Here is a 19,963-nt window from a genome sequence, read left to right on the forward strand (position 1 = left end):
GCAACCGTTTGCAATGTACTGTATCTCATAAGTATAACCAATTAAAATTTATCTTATGAAAAAGATGCTACTATTAGTTACAGGTCTTGTATTATTAATAGCCTGTAACAATGACAATGATGAGAACCAAACTCTTGTCAGCACTTCAATTCTTGGAGAATGGACCTTAACCGAGGTACTGGCAGATCCCGGAGATGGTTCAGGCAGATTTCAGCCGGTGCAAAGTAATAAAACACTTACATTTAACAACAATGGCGAGGTATTTAGCAATGGAGACATCTGCAGTATCAATTCTGAAACTGCCGTGGCTACAAATGGTACATTTTCTGAAGAAAATCATCGTATTACCGGGAGATGTACTGCTACAGGCTACCCTATTATCTATGAAATTGACGCCAATGACAATTTAATACTAAACCATCCCTGCATAGAATCATGTAGAGAAAAATACACAAGAATATTACAAGACTGGTAGTTGAACACTATTGTTTCTAAAAGAAACAATTAACACTACGTTAACCGCCATCTTATGTTTGTATCCGTAAATTTATAGGAAATAAACATACAAAATAACATGAGTTCATTTAACGGAAAAACGGTAATTATTACCGGCGGTGCAATGGGGCTTGGCCTTGCTGCTGCAAAAGTTTTGGCACAAAAAGGTGCTAACCTTGCCATTGTTGATTATAACGAAGAAGCTCTTAATAAGGCAAAAGCTGATATTAGTAGCCTTGCACACCAAGCAAAAATACTTACTATAGTTGCCGACGTTTCCAGCGAGGAGGCGGTTAAAAATTATGTAGATAAAACAGTAGCCGAATTTGGCACAATAGACGGGTTTTACAACAATGCGGGCATAGAGGGTAAACAGGCACCTATAATTTCATATGATATAGAAGTGTTTAAAAAGGTAATCGACATAAACCTGCTTGGCGTATATTATGGCCTGCGCTATGTAATACCTGTAATGCAGAAAAATGGCGGCGGCAGGATTGTTAATGTAGCTTCAGTGGGCGGTATACGCGGTGTTGTAAACCAGATGCCTTATGTGGCGAGTAAACACGCAGTTTCGGGTATGACAAAGAACGCAGCTATCGAATATGGTAAGGATAATATCTTTACCAATGCCATCGCACCCGGAGCTATACTTACCCCTATGGTAGCAGAGGCATTTAAACAGGTTAACCCCGCTGACCCCAAAGCTGCCGAAGCAGAATATGCACAGCGCAACCCTACCCGCAGGCTGGGACAACCGGAGGAAGTTGGGCACCTGGTTGCATTTTTACTAAGTGATGAGTGTAACTATGTAAATGGGCAAACCATTGCTATAGATGGTGGTGAGAGTAACCTTTACGGAAATTCGTAATTATAATTTTTACGATATATCGTAAAAATCACAAGCGAGCGATACAATAGTGTCGCTCGTTTTTTTGTTCATAGTGTAATCTAATTTTTCTTTGACTCCTGAAATTGTGTAATGAAGAAAAAGACAAGAATATATCCACTAAACGGCTAAAATTGTCCGTTCGTCTACACAAATGGGCAGTTAGTCTATTTATTCATCAAATAACATTAATTATGTCGGATATTTGTACTGTTAATTTCTAGCAAATTAACATTGGTTGGTTGGTTTTGTAATGCCCCTCTACTTCGAGGGGCATTACTGTTTTTAAGATATTTATTAGTTGGTTAGCAAACTTTAGAACTACACTTAACCGTTAAACTTCCCCTAAACCAACACCACAAAATCTTTACAGTTTGTAACTTTATATAAAACTGTATCCTAATGAAACAGCCCCTGCTGGCATTTAACGACAAAGGCATATACTGCGCACAGGCCGATGTGTACCTTGACCCATGGCGTGCGGTACCAAAGGCTATTATAACACATGGGCATGCCGACCATTCCCGCTGGGGTCATGGCAGTTATATTACCAACCACATGAATGTGCCCATAATACAGCACCGCCTGGGTAATATCAACGTTACCGGCAAGGCGTGGGGCGAAACCTTTACCATAAACGGTGTTACGTTCTCTTTTCATCCTGCCGGTCACATAGTGGGCAGCGCTCAGGTACGGGTAGAACATAAGGGCGAAGTATGTGTATTTACGGGCGACTACAAAACCGAAGACGACGGCCTTTCCACACCTTACGAAGTAGTTAAATGCCACACATTTATTACTGAAAATACCTTTGGGCTGCCCTGCTTTAAATGGACACCACAAGCCGAGGTAATGAACGATGTAAACACCTGGTGGTCGCAAAACCGTGCTGAGGGACAAACGTCTGTGCTATTTGGCTATACATTGGGCAAGGCACAGCGATTACTAAAACATCTAGACCCATCCATTGGGCGCATATACACGCATGGCGCGGTAGAAAACATGACGCAGGTACTCCGCCAGATGGTTGACTTTCCTGAAACCATACGCATTACTGCCGAAACTAAAAAGGAAGACCTGCTGGGTAGTATGGTACTGGCACCGCCCAGTGCACACGGCACTACATGGATAAGAAAAATGACACCTTATGTAACGGGTTCTGCCAGTGGTTGGATGGCATTTCGCGGCGCGCGCAGAAGGCGGGCCATTGATAAAGGCTTTGTGCTTTCAGACCATTGCGACTGGGCAGGCCTGCTGGAAAGCATTCAGGCTACGGGTGCCGAAAAGATAATATGCACCCACGGCTATAGCGATATATTTAGCACCTACCTGCGCGAGATAGGCTATGATGCCCGTACCGAAAAAACCCAGTACGAAGGCGACGAGGGCGAAACCGAAACTAAAGAACCGGAAACTGTTCCGGAGGGGGAGGGCCTATAAATGCAAAACTTTGCCGAACTTATAAAAACGCTGGATAGCAGCAATAAGACTAACGTAAAGGTGGAAGCCCTTACGCAATACTTCCTTGCGGCCAGCGATGCTGACAGGGTCTGGACAATTGCCATACTCTCGCACCGCCGTCCGCCGCGCCCGGTTAATACCAATTTACTTAGGCTGTGGGCATCAGAGTTGGCAGGCATTCCGCTATGGCTGTTCGAAGACAGCTACCACATTGTGGGCGACCTTGCCGAAACTATTGCCCTCGTAATCCCTGCTTCTAAAGACCACAGCGAAAAAACGTTAACGGAGTTTGTGGAGGAGATGATTACGCTCAAAAAGAAATCGGATACTGAGAAAAAAGAATATTTACATACCAACTGGCTTTCGCTCAATTATTACGAACGCTTTGTGTTTACCAAACTTATTACAGGGAGCTTCCGAATCGGCGTAAGCCAAAAGCTGATGACTCGTGCACTCAGCAAAGCTACCGGCGTAGACGAAGACGTACTGGCCTATAAACTTATGGGCGAATGGGATCCGGCACGCATTAGTTTTCAGGATCTGGTGCTGGAAGAAAACCCGCAGGATTTCCTGTCCAAGCCCTACCCTTTTTATCTGGCGTATGCCGTAGAGGGCGAAGTTGAGGATTTGGGCGACGTAAGCAACTGGAGCGCCGAGCATAAGTGGGATGGCATCCGTAGTCAGAGCATTATCCGTAATGACCAGTTGTATGTGTGGAGCCGTGGCGAAGAACTGGTTACCGATAAGTACCCGGAATTTAATAGCTTCCTGGGCATAATCCCGAACGGTACGGTTGTCGATGGCGAAATTTTACCGTGGACGGATGGCGGCATCGGTTCTTTCAACGATCTTCAAACCCGCATTGGCCGCAAGGTAGTTACTCCTGCCCTGCTCAAAAAAACGCCGGTCATCATTCGCGCATACGACTTACTGGAATATAACGGCGAAGACATCCGCGCCCTGCCGTATATCGAACGCCGTAAGTTGTTGGAACAATTATACGAAACGATAAAAGATTACGGATTGCCGCTGCAATTATCTGAAAGGATACAACTCAGCAACTGGGATGAAGCATTACATGAGAAAGCTAAAGCGCGGGAACTACGTAGTGAGGGCCTGATGTTTAAACGAAATGATTCAAACTACGGCGTGGGCCGTAAAAAAGGCGACTGGTGGAAGTGGAAACTTGACCCTTTTAGCATTGATGCCGTACTTACCTATGCCATGCGGGGCAGTGGCCGCCGCGCCACCCTGTTTACCGATTATACCTTCGCGCTCTGGCAAACCAATGAAGACGGCACTAAAGAGCTGGTCACCTTTGCTAAGGCATATTCCGGTCTGACCGATGCGGAGTTCAGGATGGTAGATGACTTTATTAAAAAGAATACATTAGACAGGTTTGGCCCTGTGCGCAGCGTTACACCCAAACTTGTTTTTGAAATAGGCTTTGAGGGCATTGCCTTTTCCGGCAGGCACAAAAGCGGTGTCGCCACACGCTTCCCGAGGATACTGCGGTGGCGACATGACAAGACCATTGAAGATGCAAATAGTATTGATGATTTAAAAGACATGATACCGAAGTGAGTCTTTTTATTCCGCAAAGTTTCACAAAGCAGACGCAAAGAATCGCAAAGGCATAGCATACACTTAAAAACTTTGTGCGACTTTGCGCCTCCTTCGTGTGTCTTTGTGTAACAACTTTCATAAAAAACAACAACAAACCAAAAACATGAACAGGGAACAGCTTTTCGATATTGCTACAAACTGGTTTACGAGCCGGGGGTGGAAACCGTTCCCATTCCAGACCCAAACATGGACCGCTTTTTTACAGGGAAAGCACGGCCTGCTTAATGCCCCTACCGGTAGCGGCAAAACCTATGCCCTGTGGGTACCCATTGTTTTAGACTATATTAAAAACAACCCTGATTATAAAACCAAACACAAACCGGGGCTTAAAGCCATCTGGATTACGCCACTACGCGCATTGTCGGTTGAAATAAAACAAGCCGCAGAGCGTGTAGCTAATGAACTTGAGACGGGACTTACCGTGGGGGTGCGCACCGGAGATACGTCGGCAGCCGACAGGACGAAGCAAAAAAAGACGATGCCCGACCTCCTGATTACCACTCCTGAAAGTATGCAGTTAATGCTCGCCAGTAAAGACTATGCCACTACCTTTAAAAACTGCGGCGCCATTATCATTGATGAGTGGCATGAGCTATTGGGTACTAAACGCGGCGTGCAGGTAGAACTGGCCTTAAGCCGGTTGAAGCATATAGCGCCAAAACTCCGCATCTGGGGTATATCGGCAACCATAGGCAACCTGCAACAGGCATTAGAAGTATTAGTGGGCACAAGCAGCGAAGCGATAAATAATGCTGTAATGATCAGGGCGCACATCAATAAAAAGATCAATGTAATATCTGCCATACCAGATAAGATGGATGCTTACCCCTGGCGCGGACATATGGGGTTGCACCTTGTAGCAGAAGTAGCAGAGATCATCAAAAAAAGTCGTACCACACTCATCTTTTGCAATACGCGCTCGCAATGTGAACTGTGGTTTCAGGCATTACTGAATAAATATCCTGAATTTGCGGGAGAGCTTGCCATGCACCACGGCAGCATAGCCAGAGAAACCCGTCAGTGGGTAGAGCAGGCCATTCGAGATGAACAGCTTAAGGCGGTGGTGTGTACGTCCAGTTTAGATTTAGGTGTAGACTTCGCACCTGTAGAAACCGTGGTTCAGGTAGGCGGGCCTAAAGGTGTTGCGCGTTTTTTACAACGGGCAGGCCGCAGTGGGCACCGCCCGGGGCAGGAGAGCAACATCTACTTTCTTGCAACACATGCTATAGAGCTGGTTGAAGCCTCTGCCCTGCGACGTGCCGTGCAGGAAACCGTCGTGGAAGACCGCGTACCTTACCTAAACAGTTGGGATGTACTGGTACAATACCTTGTTACGCTTGCAGTAAGCGATGGTTTTTATCCCGATGAAATTTTTAAGGAGGTAAAAAGCAGCTTCTGCTATCAGGGCATGACAGAAGATGACTGGCAGTTTTGCCTCAACTATATTACCCGGGGCAGCCAGAGCCTGCACGCGTATGATGAATATAAGAAAGTAGAAATCGAGGCCGACGGTAAGTTTAAGGTAAACAGCAAAACCGTTGCCCTGCGGCACAGGATGCAGATAGGCACCATAGTGGGCGACTCTGTAATGAATGTTAAGTTTCTTGGCGGAGGCTACATAGGCAATATTGAAGAATGGTTTATTTCTAAACTAAGTCCCGGTGATACTTTTATTTTCGCAGGGCGCAAGCTGGAGCTGGTACGCGTGCGCACTATGGAAGTACTGGTGCGTATGGCAAGCCCGGGTGCCAAGGCCATGCACGCCAGCTGGATGGGTGGCCGCATGACGCTTTCGGCACAAATGAGCGAACTGATACGCGAAGAGCTTTATGCTGCCAATACCGATACCATGAGCCGTGAGCTGAAATCGCTCGCGCCAATGTTTGCCCGCCAGCGCAAAGAAAGCATTGTACCTACCGATAGCCAGTTTTTAATAGAAACCTTTAAGACTCGTGAGGGCTACCACGCCATATTTTACCCTTTTGAGGGGCGCTATGTACATGAGGCTTTAGCCAGCGTTATGGCTTACCGCATAAGTTTGCTTACCCCAATAACATTCTCACTGGCATATAACGATTATGGTTTTGAGCTACTTTCTGACCAGGAAATAGACATGCAGCAGGTTCTTGACAACGACCTCTTTACCCCTACGCACCTGCACGCCGACCTTCAGCATAGCCTTAACGCTACAGAAATGGCGCGCCGAAAGTTTCGTGATATTGCAGTAATAGCGGGGCTGGTTTTTACGGGCTATCCGGGTAAGGTGGTTAAGACCAAACACCTGCAAAGCAGCAGCCAACTTATTTTTGAAGTATTCCGCGATTATGAGCCTAATAACCTTTTGTTTCAGCAGGCCTATCGCGAAACCTTTGAACACCAGCTGGAAGAAGGCCGCCTACTCCTTGCCCTTGAACGCATACAACGACAGGAAATTGTATGGAAGCCCTGCGAAAAGCCTACACCTTTTAGCTTCCCGATAATAACCGACAGGCTGCGGGAACGCTTATCCTCCGAAACTTTAGCAGAGCGTATAAAGAAAATGACGGCAAGCTATATGAAGGGAATAGAGTAGTTTTTCGACTGCCTGAATAATGGAACGCGGATGAAACGGATGCTTCGCAATCGCGGATTTTCGCAGATTTATCTTAAGTGAAGCTATTCCCATTCTTTAGAGGGGTGTCCGTAGGGCGGGGTGATCAATTATCCAATCTAAAAATGAATAAAACCTTTGTGTAACTTTGCGTTTTCTTCGTGAAACTTTGCGAAATCCAAACCATGAAAGAGATTAAATGACGTTAGATATATCCATAAACAATCACGATTTTGTATTGCATTGCTCTGGTGCTTTGTACTGGGTACAACGCCATATGCTGCTTATAAGTGATGTGCACTTAGGTAAGGTATCACATTTTCGTAAATATGGGGCAGCGATACCGGATGGCATCATCCACAAAAATTTTATAAAACTTGATGAAGCTGTGAATCATTTCGACCCCGAGAGTATCTGTTTTTTGGGCGATCTTTTTCATAGCGAACTTAATAATGAATGGCAACTGTTTCACGATTGGGTAGCACGTACCAACCTTCCTATAGTATTAGTGGCCGGTAACCATGATATTATCAATCCACAAAAGTACCATGACATTAATATCCAAATCGTTAGCAAATGGGTGCTTGATGGTTTTCTGCTTACCCACTATCCTGAAGAACGTGACGAACTTTTTACGCTGTGCGGGCACATACACCCGGCTGTAGAGTTGCGCGGTAAAGGCCGACAATTCTTAAAGCTGGCATGCTTTTTCAGATCGGCACACCAGATGATACTACCAGCCTTTGGCGAGTTTACAGGCACTTATGTGATGCAACCAACAGATCAGGATGCCGTTTATTTGATAGTTAAATCTCAAGTAATTAAATTGTGAGGATATTTGTTGTTTAAGAAACAACCATAATAATTTGATAAAATCAGTTTATGATCTATACAAAAAATGCCATCCTATTCAGGATGGCATTTTCATTTTTTAAGCTTTTGCTTTCTTTTACTATTTTAATGTAAAAGTAGTATTGGCAACTAAAGTACCTTTATCAAAAACATTTACTGTATAAAGGCCTTTTTCAAAATCTTGTCCTTTAATAGTTTCATTTACATCCAGCGTTTTACCTTGGTAAGATGCTGTAGTTATAAAACTGTATGTAAGGCTGTAACCATCAAAAGCTTCAGTCTTTTTCTCACCTGCTACATTGTTCTTAGGGTCTATAACCTGCACATAATAAGACTTATCACCTGTAGGTGCTACTTCATTACTTGCAATAGTAAAGCTAATTTTTATTACATCTACCCTACGGGCTTTGTCTGTCTGAATAAGCTTACCAGAGCTACGCTCTTTATATGGCTGTGTATGCAGGTTAACTATAGAAAGTTTTTGTGCTTTTTCAACCGTTTTGCTAAGCTTTTCATTTTGCACAGATAGCGTATCGTTAAAACGTTTACTTTCATCTAAGGCCCCACGAGTACTGTCGCGCTGGGTGGTAAGTACGCCATTTTCTTCTTTGAGCTTGTTGTTATCTGCAATCAACTGGTCATGGTCGCGCTTAAGTTTAATATACAGATTTTTATATTTCTGTAATGACTTAGCATCTCCTTTAGATTTTTCAACCTCTGCAAGCAATTCTACAATCTTAGCGCGTTCAGCCTCTAAATCACCTTTAAGGCCGGTGTTATCGGCTATTGCAGCATCATAACTCGCTTTTTGTGCCTTAAGGTCTTCTATCAGCTGATCTTTTTCGGTTAATAATGTTTTTTCGGTTTTTTCGCTGTCTGTACTCATTTTATACATCCATGCAAGGCTTCCTACCAACAGTATGGATAGTATGATAATAACAGCCTTTAAACTAGAATTACTCTTTTGTTTTTCCATCTTTTAACTATATTATTTTCTTCAAATTTACTTATATTTTAATACGAATTTTCGCTTTTAACGAAAAATTAGAGAAAAGTGTTACTTTTGATATAACAAAAAACTGATGAAAAATATTGTTCCTTTTACCATAGCCGACCTGTTAAAATATACTAAACAGCGTAGTGGCGAAATTAAATTTGGAGAGCGTATAGCAACCGTTCCTAAGGATGCTGATGTCTTTGAGTTTATGAAAGAGTCTGACGCACAGTTTGTTCTGCTTGGCATACCGGAAGATATAGGTATAAGGGCAAACTACGGTAAACCCGGTGCGGCACTTGCATGGCACTATGCCTTAAAAAGTATTTGTAACCTGCAACATAACCGTTTTTGTAAAGGAAATAGCCTTATAGTTTTGGGTCAAATTGATATTGCAGAAGCCATGGAAGCTTCAAAAACTATTGATTCTTCTACAAAAGAAGGCCGTAGAGAGCTTTCTGCCCTTGTAGAAAAGATAGATAAAGATGTTTCTCACGTAGTATGCCGCATTATACAGGCCGGTAAAATACCCATAATTATAGGTGGTGGGCATAATAATGCTTATGGCAATGTAAAGGGCGCTGCACTTGCAAACGGCAGACCTATAAGTGCGATTAATTATGATAGCCGTGCAAGGTTGCGCATGTTAGAAGGACGCCATAGCGGTAACGGCTTTAATTATGCTATAGAAGAAGGTTTTCTTAAAAACTACTTTATTTTTGGAATGCACGAAAGTTATGCTAATAAGGGCATACTTGAGACTATAAAAAAATATGCCGAACGTGTGCGCTATAATACCTATGAGCAAATAGCGGTTAGGAAAGAAAAACATTTTAGTGAGGAGATAGCCCTTGCAAAAGGTTTTATTGCTGACGATCCGTTTGGGTTAGAAATAGACCTTTCTGCTTTGCCACACATTCCTACAGATACAATGACAGCCAGTGGGTTTAGCATAGAAAAAGCACGGCATTTTGTGCATTATTTTGGCAAATGCAAAAATGTATCTTATTTGCATATCTGCGAAGGAGCACCTGAATATGATTATGCCAGCTATACACACCTTACGGGTAAACTTATTGCAGCATTAGTGTCTGATTTTATTAAAGCAAAAGTAAATGTATAGTTACATTTACAACAATATATCAATTAAGTAGTAAAACCGTATTTTAAAAATAAGTTATGTAAAAAATATCATAATTAATGTGCGATTATTATTAATAATAATTAGTTAATTTTTCGCTTATTTTTATATTTTTACTCCCCGTTTAAGTTTGGATAAAGCTTTCTCGGTATGTTTAAATTTTTTTTTACGGCAAAGCCAGGTAACTGGAAGAGCAAAAACAAAATACTTTTAAATGCTATTACCCCATTTGCAACTGGTCCCCTGCAAATGGGTTTTTTTATGCTCAGTAAAACATCATAACTTAATTTTTAAGCAATTTATCAGAAATAAATATTTAAACATACTAAAAGCAGCGACAGCGCCAAATGTATGCCATAAGAAATGAGTTCCGGTACTTATCCAACCCCAGCCATCTGCTATCCTAAAAAATAATGCAATAATAAATGCTGTTAATGCAAAACCTACCCAACGCCCATATGCAAAATGTGTTTTAGAAAGATATACCAATACCGGAAGCAAAACTACTGCCCCCATAATGGCATAATTTATATTTATAAATAATTGCATATTTCCACCTCCTTTTACATAACTAACTGAAAATAGGTAAAAAACAAAATATAATAATACTAACAGAGCGCCGTAATACCAGCGGCTGATGCGGGTAATAAAATAAATTCCTGCGGTAAGGCACAGTAACATGATTGGTAACCAATCCATCATAATAAAAAAATGCCACTGCCTTAATCCATGATATATGGTACCTCCTATTCCTCCTATGTAAAGTAATATCACAGCGAAACTAAGAAATGTATATTGTTTCCATTTGCCCCACAACTTTATAGTCCAGTAAATGGCAATACAAAGAAAAAAAACAGATGTAACCGTATTTAAAGGTTCAGGAAAAAGATGGTTAAAATTAGTTTCAGTATATAACATTCCGCCATCAGGTGGGCTTTGAATATTGTTTATCATATAATAAGAATTATCTCCCTTAAAGTTAAAGCATACAAGATTAAAATCTCAAAATTTAATAAATATTTATAAAATTAAACATATCAAAATAGTGTATATATGCTTGAAATATAATTAATTAAGAATTAAACCTCTAAAGATGTTACAAATTTAAGCATTCATAAAAAGTCTACGCAATACAAAGGATATTTTCGTACATTTATGTTTTGTAATTACTCAAAATTTTTAGAGGAAATAATAAGGAATGGAGCTTTACATAAAGTATAACATTGACATGATGTGCAAGGTTCTGCTACAGCAGCAACTGGATAAATATAATATTGATTGTAAAGTTACAGAACCGGGATATGTAAGATTCAAGGAAAATATTCCTATGGAAACCTACCGCGCTTTTATTAATTCTTTAAACGAGTTTGGGATTGAAATTGTTGATAATCAAAAAAGCATTTTAGTACAAAAAATTAAAAACACCATCATAGAAATGCTTTACTCTGATAAGGGTATGCAATCTTTAAAAATATCAACATACCTTTCTGAAAAACTTGATGAGAATTACAGAACATTATCGCAGGTTTTTTCTGAAGTAACTTTTATATCAATAGAAAATTTCATTATTTTGCATAAAATTGAGCGGGTAAAACAGCTACTTCTAACAGAGAACCTGTCGCTTACTGAAATTTCATTTATGATGAATTACAGTAGTGTAGCATACCTGTCTCAACAATTTAAAAATATTACGGGTGTTACACCCACATCATTTCAAAAAATAATGCGCCAAAAACGCTATATATAACCCAGTTTAAAACCTATAGAGATAAATGCATCCTACCCCCCTACACATAATGCTTGCGGATGATGATGAAGATGACCGACTGTTTTTTAAGGAGGCATTTGAAGAGGTAAAGATCAAGTACCAGATAAGTACCTTTAATGATGGCGAGCAATTGATGCAGTATCTTAATCAAAACGGCAATCCGCTACCGGATATTATTTTTCTGGATCTTAATATGCCCAGAAAAAGTGGTATGGAGTGCCTAAAGGAAATACGTCAGGATGACCGTCTTAAAAGAATATCTGTTGCAATATATTCTACATCCTCATCAGAGCAGGATATAGAAGATACTTTTGTAGCAGGAGCAAATGTTTACATCAAAAAGCCAAACGATTTTAATATGCTTAAAAAAGTATTGAGTGATGTAGTACACATTAATTGGCAATATATTGTAGACGGCCTTAATAAAGATAGTTTTATATTAAGCCTTTAAAAAATCACATAGTATAAATAAAAAACCGCCCGGAATATTCCGGGCAGTTTTTTATTTATACTTTGATGTATCTCATAACTTTATTCTAAGACAAAAAAGCTATAAAGCAAATGAGGCTACCTTTTTATGGTAGCCTCATTTTTATTCTGGAATTGTCAGAGACAATAAATAATTATATTTTGAAACGTTTCCTGTCAGTTTCAGTCAGGTAGATTTTACGAACACGCAGGCTCTTAGGTGTAACCTCTACGTACTCATCTTTCTGGATGTATTCAAGCGCTTCTTCAAGAGAGAATTTAACAGCAGGAATAATTCTTGCTTTATCATCTGCACCTGATGAACGTACGTTAGACAGTTTTTTAGTCTTAGTTACGTTAACGGTCATATCATCACCACGAGAGTTTTCGCCGATAACCTGACCTTCATAGATATCTTCGTTAGGATCAACAAAGAATTTACCACGATCCTGTAGTTTATCGATAGAGTAAGGAATAGCCTTACCATTCTCCATAGAGATTAATGATCCACTCATACGTCCAGGTATCTCACCTTTATAAGGCTGGTACTCAAGAAAACGGTGTGCCATAATAGCCTCACCCGCAGTAGCAGTTAGTAACTGGTTTCTAAGACCAATAATACCACGAGACGGGATGTTGAACTTAACGATCATACGCTCACCTTTAGGCTCCATGCTTAGCATTTCACCTTTACGCATTGTTACAAATTCTACTGCACGTCCGCTAAGGTTGTCCGGTAAGTCAATTGTAAGCTCTTCAACCGGTTCGCACTTGCGACCATCAATTTCTTTGATGATAACTTGTGGCTGGCCTATCTGTAGCTCATAACCTTCTCTTCTCATAGTTTCAATAAGTACAGATAAGTGTAGTACACCACGGCCAAATACCATAAATTTATCTGCACTATCTGTATCCGCTACACGAAGTGCAAGGTTTTTTTCAAGCTCTTTAGCTAACCTGTCTTTAATGTGGCGCGAGGTAACAAATTTACCTTCTTTACCAAAGAAAGGAGAGTCATTAATAGTGAAAAGCATACTCATTGTAGGCTCATCAATAGCAATAGAAGTAAGTGCTTCAGGATTTTCGAAGTCAGCAACAGTATCGCCAATTTCAAAACTTTCAAGACCTACAATAGCACAAATATCTCCGGCTACAACTTCTTCTACTTTTTTACGCCCAAGGCCTTCAAAAGTATGAAGCTCTTTTATTTTAGACTTGCTTATTTTACCATCGCGTTTTACAAGGCTTATGTTTTGCCCTTCTTTTAGAACACCTCTTTGAAGGCGGCCTATAGCAATACGGCCTGTAAAGCTGCTAAAGTCTAATGATGTGATAAGCATTTGTGGTGTACCTTCAGAAACTTTAGGTGCAGGCACATGCTCAATAACCATGTCAAGAAGCGGCTCTATATTATCTGTAACATTTTCCCAATGGTCGCTCATCCAGTTGTTTTTTGCCGAACCATATACGGTAGGGAAATCAAGCTGCCACTCTTCAGCGCCAAGCTCAAACATCAGGTCGAATACTTTTTCGTGAACTTCTTCAGGAGTACAGTTTTCTTTATCTACTTTGTTGATAACCACACATGGCTTAAGGCCAAGGTCGATAGCTTTTTGCAGTACAAAACGCGTTTGAGGCATTGGGCCTTCAAAAGCATCTACAAGAAGGCAAACACCGTCTGCCATGTTAAGTACGCGTTCTACCTCTCCACCAAAATCGGCGTGACCAGGGGTATCTATAATGTTGATTTTTGTTCCTTTGTAGGTTACCGAAACGTTCTTAGAGGTAATGGTAATACCACGCTCACGTTCCAGGTCATTGTTGTCAAGTATCAGGTCTCCTGTGTTCTCGTTTTCACGGAACAATTGACAATGATACATAATTTTGTCTACCAGGGTAGTTTTGCCGTGGTCAACGTGTGCAATAATCGCAATGTTTCTAATAGCAGCCATCTTCGTTTTTTTGAAGCTGCAAAGGTACATTTTTTTTTCATAAAAAAAACTTTAATTACTAAGGGTTTAGCTGTAAAAATTTTAATGTAACCTGAAAGAGATAATTTACTAACACACAATATCAAAAAACAAAAGTGCCGGCATATTTTGCCTCCTCTATATTGTTAAGTTTTAAATCAAAAAAATGAAATCAGCTGTGGTTAGTAAAAAGTTTGCGTATATTAACCTAAAACTAGAATTAATACACTAATTGTCAGAAATTTACTTAATAAAGAATGGTTTTTAACAGTATATTTACAATTGAAAGCATCTTTTATAGTAAATTTGTTTAACTCTTACCCCAAAAAGATGAACAACATAAAAAGCGTTTTTACTATAAAAGATCTTGAGAACCTGACCGGCATCAAGGCACATACTATTAGAATATGGGAAAAACGATATGCAGTACTCCAGCCTATGCGTACACAAACCAATATAAGGGTATATGATGGCAAAAGCCTGCAAAAACTATTAAATATAAATACGTTAAACAGTTTTGGTTATAAAATAAGCACTATATCTAAGATGCCGGAAGAAAATATTTCTGCAATGGTTAAAGATATAATGAGTAGTAAAATAATAAACGATCATGTTATCAGTGCCTTTAAGCTTGCTATGATGAATTTTGATAAGCAGTTATTTATGGACACCTATAAAAGGCTACTTGAATCTAAATCTTTTCTGGATGTTTTTTACGACTGCTTTATGCCCCTGTTAGAAGAAGTAGGCAGCTTATGGCAAACAAATACCATAACACCTGCACATGAACATTTTATAAGTAATCTTATAAAACAAAAAATTGCTGTAAATATAGAATCATTACCTCCTGTTGAAAGGCACCAGAATGATAGGATATATGTACTTTATCTGCCTGAAAATGAATCGCATGAATTAGGACTCATGCTTATCAATTATAAACTACAGCTTAGGGGTTACCGCACTGTTTATCTTGGCGAAAGTATTCCGGTAGAAAACCTGTCTGCTATTAAAGAAATTTTCAGCAATATAACTTTTGTCACGTATCTAACTACAGAACCTGCAACCCAGGATATCAACCAGTATATTGTTGATGTTAAAGAGATGGTACTAAATGATGACACCACACACCTGTACCTATTTGGCCGTAATGCACAGGAAATAACAAAAACAATGGTTAGCAATAAAGTAAGGGCATTTAATATGATACAGGGCTTTACGGGTCAACTCTGATTTATATTTTGTTTAACAACTGTTATAATACATTCCACAAGCAATTAGCTAACTTACAAGCATGTCCACAAATATAAAAATAATAGGTTCTGGTTTCTCTTCGCTTGCAGCCGCGGCATATCTTGCCAAACAGGGGCATGATGTTACTATTTACGAAAAAAATGCTACTCCGGGCGGCAGGGCAAGACGATTGAAAAAAGAAGGTTTTACCTTTGATATGGGGCCTACCTGGTACTGGATGCCTGATGTATTTGAACGCTTTTTTGCCGATTTTGGTAAAAAGCCTGCCGACTATTACTCTCTTAAAAAACTATCGCCTGCTTATAAGGTTTATTTTGAAGAAGATAATGCTGTAAACATTGCTGATAACCTGGATGATATTGCCCAAACATTTGAAGGTATAGAAAAAGGCAGTGCACAGCAACTCCATAATTTTATAGATGAAGCACGCAGCAATTATGACATTGCCATAAAAAATTTGGTATACCGTCCGGGAGAGTCGCCTTTAGAACTGGTTACACCACAAACAGTAACGCGGCTTACACAATTTTTAGGCAATATATCGCGCGATGTGCGCAAAAAGTTTAAAGATACCCGCCTGGTACAAATACTGGAATTCCCTGTGCTTTTTCTCGGTGCCAAGCCAAGTGATACACCAAGTTTTTACAGCTTTATGAATTATGCCGACTTTGGACTGGGTACCTGGCATCCTGAAAATGGTATGTATAGCGTGGTAGAAGGCATGGTTAATCTGGCAGAAAGCCTGGGTGTTAAAATTGTTGCCAATGCTAACATTACAAAAATCAGCGTAGAAAACGGTAAAGCTTCATACCTTACGGTAAATAACCAAAGGGTTGATGCCGATATTATAGTGTGCGGGGCCGATTATCATCATGGAGAATCTCTATTAGAACCACAATACCGTAAGTATAGCGAAGCTTATTGGGAGAGCCGCACCTTTGCCCCATCATCCCTTTTATTTTATATAGGGTTTGATAAAAAACTGAAGAATGTAGAACATCACACTCTATTTTTTGATACCGATTTTGATGTTCATGCCAAAGATATTTATGATAATCCACGCTGGCCGGATGAACCTTTGTTTTATGCCAGTTTCCCTTCTAAAACAGATATTGGTGCTGCACCAAACGGACAGGAGGCTGCTACATTCCTCATTCCGCTGGCACCGGGCATAGAAGATACTGCTGAACTAAGAGAAAAATATTTCAACATTATTATAACGAGACTTGAAAAACTGACCAAACAGGAAGTAAAGAGCCACATTATATTTAAAGAGTCTTTTTGTATAAACGATTTTGTAAACGATTACAATTCTTATAAAGGCAATGCTTATGGTTTAGCAAATACATTGTGGCAAACTGCCTTTTTACGCCCAAAACTACGCAGCCCAAAAGTTAAAGGCCTGTATTTTACAGGACAACTTACCGTACCGGGACCTGGGGTACCCCCAGCACTTATATCCGGCAAACTTGTTGCTGAACTGATACAGAAACAACTTGCTAAAAAAACATCACAAACTGTAACCTCACCTGTATGAAATCAATCTTTGACACTGTATCGTTTGCCTGTGCGCGCTACGTTACGCGTGCTTACAGCACATCGTTTTCTACAGCGGTAAAAATGCTTGCACCATCTATAAGGCAGGACATTTATAACATTTATGGTTTTGTGCGCTGTGCAGATGAAATTGTAGACAGCTTTCATGATTATGATAAGGAGCTTTTGTTTAGCCAGCTTGAAGTCGATCTTGAAATGGCATTGCAACAAGGCATAAGCTTAAACCCTGTACTTAACGCGTTTCAGCATACGGTACATAAATATAATATTCCGCAAAGCCTTATTGATGCTTTTATGAAAAGCATGAAACTGGATCTGGTTAAAAAAGAATACAGCAGTTTTTCAGAATATAACGAGTATATTTATGGTAGTGCAGATGTGGTAGGGCTTATGTGTCTTAAGGTTTTTGTAAACAATGATGATAGCCGATATGAACAGCTTAAAGCCAGTGCTATGAGGCTGGGATCGGCATTCCAGAAAGTCAATTTTCTACGCGACCTTAAAGCCGATATGGAAGACCTTGACCGTACCTACTTTCCTACACTAAACCTTAACGAAATGGACGATGCCACCAAACGCGCTATTGTTGAGGAGATAGAGGCCGACCTGCACGAAGGTTATAAAGGTATCTTGCAGCTACCCGCCGAAGCAAAATTTGGGGTGTATACTGCTTATGTGTACTATAAGGCACTGCTAACCAAGCTTAAAAACACCCCGCCGTTAGAGATAAAAAACAGGCGCATAAGGGTACCTGATTATCAAAAAGTAACCCTGCTTGCCAAGTGCTATCTTGATTACCGTTTTAATTTTATTTAGTAAAAGTTATGCCCACCTGGATATATATAATAGTTTTCTTCCTCACATTTTTTATGATGGAGTTTATGGCGTGGTTTACGCACAAGTATATTATGCACGGCTTTTTATGGAGCCTGCACGCAGACCATCACCGCAAAGACCACGACTCGTGGTTTGAGCGCAACGACACGTTTTTTATATTCTATGCGCTTATAAGCATTGGTTTCTTCCTGCTTTGGCAAAATGATATTTTACAAATAGGGCTGGCTATAGGCCTGGGTATTTTTGCATATGGTCTTACCTATTTTTTAGTACACGATATTTTTATACACCAGCGTTTTAAAATATTTCGCAATGCTACCAGCCGTTACGGTAAAGCGGTGCGCCGTGCCCATAAAATGCACCATAAACACTTAGGAAAAGGCGACGGCGAATGTTTTGGAATGCTACTTTTCCCGATGAAGTACTGGAAAAAGTAACCTTCAAAGCTAACAACAATACTAAATACAAAAAAAGTACCTGAAAATAAATTCCAGATGCTTACCTACATGAACCCTCTTGTAATTATTTATGTCCTTTTGTGGCGGCATCAAATATGCGGCAAAAGTTATCACCGCCTATCTTAGCTATTTCGCCCTCATTAAATCCTGTTTTAAGTAAAGCATCTACAACTGCGTAATAGAATCCAGCTTTTTGATCTTTCCAGGCACCGTTGGTACGCTCTCCTACTCTTTCGCTACCTTTGTCACCGCCTTTGTTTTCCGGCTTACCGCTTTGTGGTTTGTCGTTATTCCCCTCTGGCTTTGGCCCCTCTCTTTTATCATTTGGTGATCTGTAACTTGGTGTCAGTTTAGTATCTGTACCTATGCACACATGGTCTATACCCATAACATCTACCATAGCACGAATATTTTGTGCATATTCCAGTGGGGTATCAGCAAGGTGTGTCCATACCCCTATAACGCCACCTGCATCGGCTACAATCTTTGCCTGCTCCTTACTTACAAGCCTTGGCTTCATCATCTTTGCCATAAAAGGATTTTGACCTAATTGAGTATCAAGACCGGTGTGCGAAATAAGCACCGGTTTTGTAGCTACCTTAAGTGCCGCGTTAATAGTATCGTTACTGGCATGGGCCAGGTCTACCAGTATGCCAAGCCTGTCGCATTCTTTAATTACATCAGTACCCAGTTGCGTAAGTCCACCAAATTTTACCAGATTAGTATATACATCCCCTAACGGAACAGAAGCATCATTATCATGCAGTAATCCAAGTTGCCTCAGCCCACGGTCATACGCTATCTGTACTCTGTCTGCATGTCCTTCAAGAAAATGGCACCCTTCTACCGATTGTATTACCGTAGGCTTACCTGCTTTTTTAGCCGTATTAAGATCGTCTAGGTTTAAGGAACGCTTTATGTTATTGGTTTTAAGTACAACGTCCATAGCATCTAAACCTGCTATAAACCTGTTGTAAGCATCACCAACATTTGGCAGCTTTTGGTAATCAACAGCAAATGTCATAGAAATAGCCAAAAGCCCTGATTTTTTAAATTCGCTTATAAGATCAAGTTTCGGACCGGGCAATTCACTCGCATTTAAAGGTACATCGATATGATTATGAGTATCTATACCCATTATTTTTGCTACAATGGCGGCTACTTTAGGATCTTCCTCTCCCTCAAATGCCCACATTAACGGAGGGTTCATAAACATAAGTGCTCCTGCACCGGTAAGTGTACTGACAAATTTTCTGCGGGACCATGGGTTTTGATGTATTGACATATATTAATAAAGTTGTGCAGAAAAACCTGCTATGATGATGTGTAAAATTTAGTAAGGGGATATAAATACAGCCTTACAAATTTTAGACAATTACAACATTAAAAAGTTTAATTGCGTCCCGACTTTATTTCAATTAAAAAACAAAGAATTATAGAATCTCTACACTGTTGTATAACAATACGATAAGCATCGTAAATATAGCAATCAAATAATACAAAAATTCAATAGTCGATCAACTAACAATAAGCGTATAAAACTAAATGTTAAATTTTAGTAAATTATTAGTCTATTGATTTGGTAGACTAATTAAAACTTCCCTAC

Annotated in this window: 17 protein-coding genes; 13 read left to right on the forward strand and 4 right to left on the reverse strand. The window is 40.1% G+C overall.

What is annotated here, in order from left to right:
• Window positions 1-55 precede the first annotated feature (55 nt).
• The 6 genes from DYH63_RS07410 (at window position 56) to pdeM (ending at window position 7,893) form a co-directional block, all read left to right on the forward strand.
• The gene (locus DYH63_RS07410; protein ID WP_116788200.1) at window positions 56-475 is read left to right on the forward strand and encodes a lipocalin family protein; all 420 of its coding nucleotides are present in this window, start codon (window positions 56-58) and stop codon (window positions 473-475) included.
• A 99-nt stretch (window positions 476-574) separates the two neighbouring features.
• The gene (locus tag DYH63_RS07415) at window positions 575-1,366 is read left to right on the forward strand and encodes a glucose 1-dehydrogenase (protein WP_116788201.1); all 792 of its coding nucleotides are present in this window, start codon (window positions 575-577) and stop codon (window positions 1,364-1,366) included.
• Between the two features lie 420 nt (window positions 1,367-1,786).
• Entirely contained in the window at window positions 1,787-2,824 is a 1,038-nt protein-coding gene (locus tag DYH63_RS07420; protein WP_116788202.1) for a ligase-associated DNA damage response exonuclease, read from the forward strand.
• Window positions 2,825-4,429 (forward strand): ATP-dependent DNA ligase, encoded by a 1,605-nt coding sequence (locus DYH63_RS07425; protein ID WP_116788203.1) that lies wholly within the window; start codon window positions 2,825-2,827, stop codon window positions 4,427-4,429.
• A 145-nt stretch (window positions 4,430-4,574) separates the two neighbouring features.
• Entirely contained in the window at window positions 4,575-7,043 is a 2,469-nt protein-coding gene (locus tag DYH63_RS07430) for a ligase-associated DNA damage response DEXH box helicase (protein WP_116790767.1), read from the forward strand.
• Window positions 7,044-7,260: 217 nt separating this feature from the next.
• Entirely contained in the window at window positions 7,261-7,893 is a 633-nt protein-coding gene (gene pdeM, locus DYH63_RS07435) for a ligase-associated DNA damage response endonuclease PdeM (RefSeq protein WP_116788204.1), read from the forward strand.
• A gap of 120 nt (window positions 7,894-8,013) precedes the next feature.
• Here the strand turns inward: pdeM and DYH63_RS07440 are convergent, their stop codons facing one another.
• Window positions 8,014-8,889 (reverse strand): DUF8428 domain-containing protein, encoded by an 876-nt coding sequence (locus tag DYH63_RS07440; protein ID WP_116788205.1) that lies wholly within the window; start codon window positions 8,887-8,889, stop codon window positions 8,014-8,016.
• A 106-nt stretch (window positions 8,890-8,995) separates the two neighbouring features.
• On the opposite strand from DYH63_RS07440, the gene DYH63_RS07445 reads away from it, so the two are divergent.
• Window positions 8,996-10,030, forward strand: coding sequence for an arginase family protein (locus DYH63_RS07445; RefSeq protein ID WP_116788206.1), 1,035 nt, complete (start codon window positions 8,996-8,998; stop codon window positions 10,028-10,030).
• 294 nt (window positions 10,031-10,324) lie between these two features.
• On the opposite strand, the gene DYH63_RS07450 is transcribed toward DYH63_RS07445, so the two are convergent.
• Window positions 10,325-11,002, reverse strand: coding sequence for a hypothetical protein (locus DYH63_RS07450; RefSeq protein ID WP_116788207.1), 678 nt, complete (start codon window positions 11,000-11,002; stop codon window positions 10,325-10,327).
• 244 nt (window positions 11,003-11,246) lie between these two features.
• Between DYH63_RS07450 and DYH63_RS07455 the strand changes: the two genes are divergently transcribed.
• Entirely contained in the window at window positions 11,247-11,795 is a 549-nt protein-coding gene (locus DYH63_RS07455; RefSeq protein ID WP_116788208.1) for a helix-turn-helix domain-containing protein, read from the forward strand.
• 25 nt (window positions 11,796-11,820) lie between these two features.
• On the forward strand, window positions 11,821-12,267 hold the full coding sequence (locus tag DYH63_RS07460; protein ID WP_116788209.1) for a response regulator: 447 nt from the start codon (window positions 11,821-11,823) through the stop codon (window positions 12,265-12,267).
• 172 nt (window positions 12,268-12,439) lie between these two features.
• Here the strand turns inward: DYH63_RS07460 and typA are convergent, their stop codons facing one another.
• Window positions 12,440-14,236: a translational GTPase TypA gene (typA, locus tag DYH63_RS07465; protein ID WP_116788210.1), complete on the reverse strand. Its 1,797-nt coding sequence runs from the start codon at window positions 14,234-14,236 to the stop codon at window positions 12,440-12,442.
• Window positions 14,237-14,584: 348 nt separating this feature from the next.
• Between typA and DYH63_RS07470 the strand changes: the two genes are divergently transcribed.
• The 4 genes from DYH63_RS07470 (at window position 14,585) to DYH63_RS07485 (ending at window position 18,336) form a co-directional block, all read left to right on the forward strand.
• Entirely contained in the window at window positions 14,585-15,484 is a 900-nt protein-coding gene (locus tag DYH63_RS07470) for a MerR family transcriptional regulator (RefSeq protein ID WP_116788211.1), read from the forward strand.
• A 61-nt stretch (window positions 15,485-15,545) separates the two neighbouring features.
• On the forward strand, window positions 15,546-17,042 hold the full coding sequence (gene crtID / locus DYH63_RS07475; RefSeq protein ID WP_116788212.1) for a bifunctional phytoene desaturase/3,4-desaturase: 1,497 nt from the start codon (window positions 15,546-15,548) through the stop codon (window positions 17,040-17,042).
• Entirely contained in the window at window positions 17,039-17,878 is an 840-nt protein-coding gene (locus tag DYH63_RS07480; protein ID WP_116788213.1) for a phytoene/squalene synthase family protein, read from the forward strand. Before crtID ends, DYH63_RS07480 begins: the two co-directional genes overlap by 4 nt.
• A gap of 8 nt (window positions 17,879-17,886) precedes the next feature.
• Window positions 17,887-18,336 (forward strand): sterol desaturase family protein, encoded by a 450-nt coding sequence (locus DYH63_RS07485; protein WP_116788214.1) that lies wholly within the window; start codon window positions 17,887-17,889, stop codon window positions 18,334-18,336.
• An 85-nt stretch (window positions 18,337-18,421) separates the two neighbouring features.
• On the opposite strand, the gene DYH63_RS07490 is transcribed toward DYH63_RS07485, so the two are convergent.
• Window positions 18,422-19,642: a dipeptidase gene (locus DYH63_RS07490; RefSeq protein ID WP_116788215.1), complete on the reverse strand. Its 1,221-nt coding sequence runs from the start codon at window positions 19,640-19,642 to the stop codon at window positions 18,422-18,424.
• Between the last annotated feature and the right edge of the window lie 321 nt (window positions 19,643-19,963).

This window comes from Flavobacterium psychrotrophum (assembly GCF_003403075.1).
In the GTDB taxonomy this organism is placed as follows: Bacteria; Bacteroidota; Bacteroidia; order Flavobacteriales; family Flavobacteriaceae; genus Flavobacterium; species Flavobacterium psychrotrophum.

Coding starts and splice junctions, on each gene's coding strand:
- DYH63_RS07410 (WP_116788200.1), top strand. CDS start 56: ATGAAAAAGATGCTACTATTAGTTACAGGTCTTGTATTATTAATAGCC.
- DYH63_RS07415 (WP_116788201.1), top strand. CDS start 575: ATGAGTTCATTTAACGGAAAAACGGTAATTATTACCGGCGGTGCAATG.
- DYH63_RS07420 (WP_116788202.1), top strand. CDS start 1,787: ATGAAACAGCCCCTGCTGGCATTTAACGACAAAGGCATATACTGCGCA.
- DYH63_RS07425 (WP_116788203.1), top strand. CDS start 2,825: ATGCAAAACTTTGCCGAACTTATAAAAACGCTGGATAGCAGCAATAAG.
- DYH63_RS07430 (WP_116790767.1), top strand. CDS start 4,575: ATGAACAGGGAACAGCTTTTCGATATTGCTACAAACTGGTTTACGAGC.
- pdeM (WP_116788204.1), top strand. CDS start 7,261: ATGACGTTAGATATATCCATAAACAATCACGATTTTGTATTGCATTGC.
- DYH63_RS07440 (WP_116788205.1), bottom strand. CDS start 8,889: ATGGAAAAACAAAAGAGTAATTCTAGTTTAAAGGCTGTTATTATCATA.
- DYH63_RS07445 (WP_116788206.1), top strand. CDS start 8,996: ATGAAAAATATTGTTCCTTTTACCATAGCCGACCTGTTAAAATATACT.
- DYH63_RS07450 (WP_116788207.1), bottom strand. CDS start 11,002: ATGATAAACAATATTCAAAGCCCACCTGATGGCGGAATGTTATATACT.
- DYH63_RS07455 (WP_116788208.1), top strand. CDS start 11,247: ATGGAGCTTTACATAAAGTATAACATTGACATGATGTGCAAGGTTCTG.
- DYH63_RS07460 (WP_116788209.1), top strand. CDS start 11,821: ATGCATCCTACCCCCCTACACATAATGCTTGCGGATGATGATGAAGAT.
- typA (WP_116788210.1), bottom strand. CDS start 14,236: ATGGCTGCTATTAGAAACATTGCGATTATTGCACACGTTGACCACGGC.
- DYH63_RS07470 (WP_116788211.1), top strand. CDS start 14,585: ATGAACAACATAAAAAGCGTTTTTACTATAAAAGATCTTGAGAACCTG.
- crtID (WP_116788212.1), top strand. CDS start 15,546: ATGTCCACAAATATAAAAATAATAGGTTCTGGTTTCTCTTCGCTTGCA.
- DYH63_RS07480 (WP_116788213.1), top strand. CDS start 17,039: ATGAAATCAATCTTTGACACTGTATCGTTTGCCTGTGCGCGCTACGTT.
- DYH63_RS07485 (WP_116788214.1), top strand. CDS start 17,887: ATGCCCACCTGGATATATATAATAGTTTTCTTCCTCACATTTTTTATG.
- DYH63_RS07490 (WP_116788215.1), bottom strand. CDS start 19,642: ATGTCAATACATCAAAACCCATGGTCCCGCAGAAAATTTGTCAGTACA.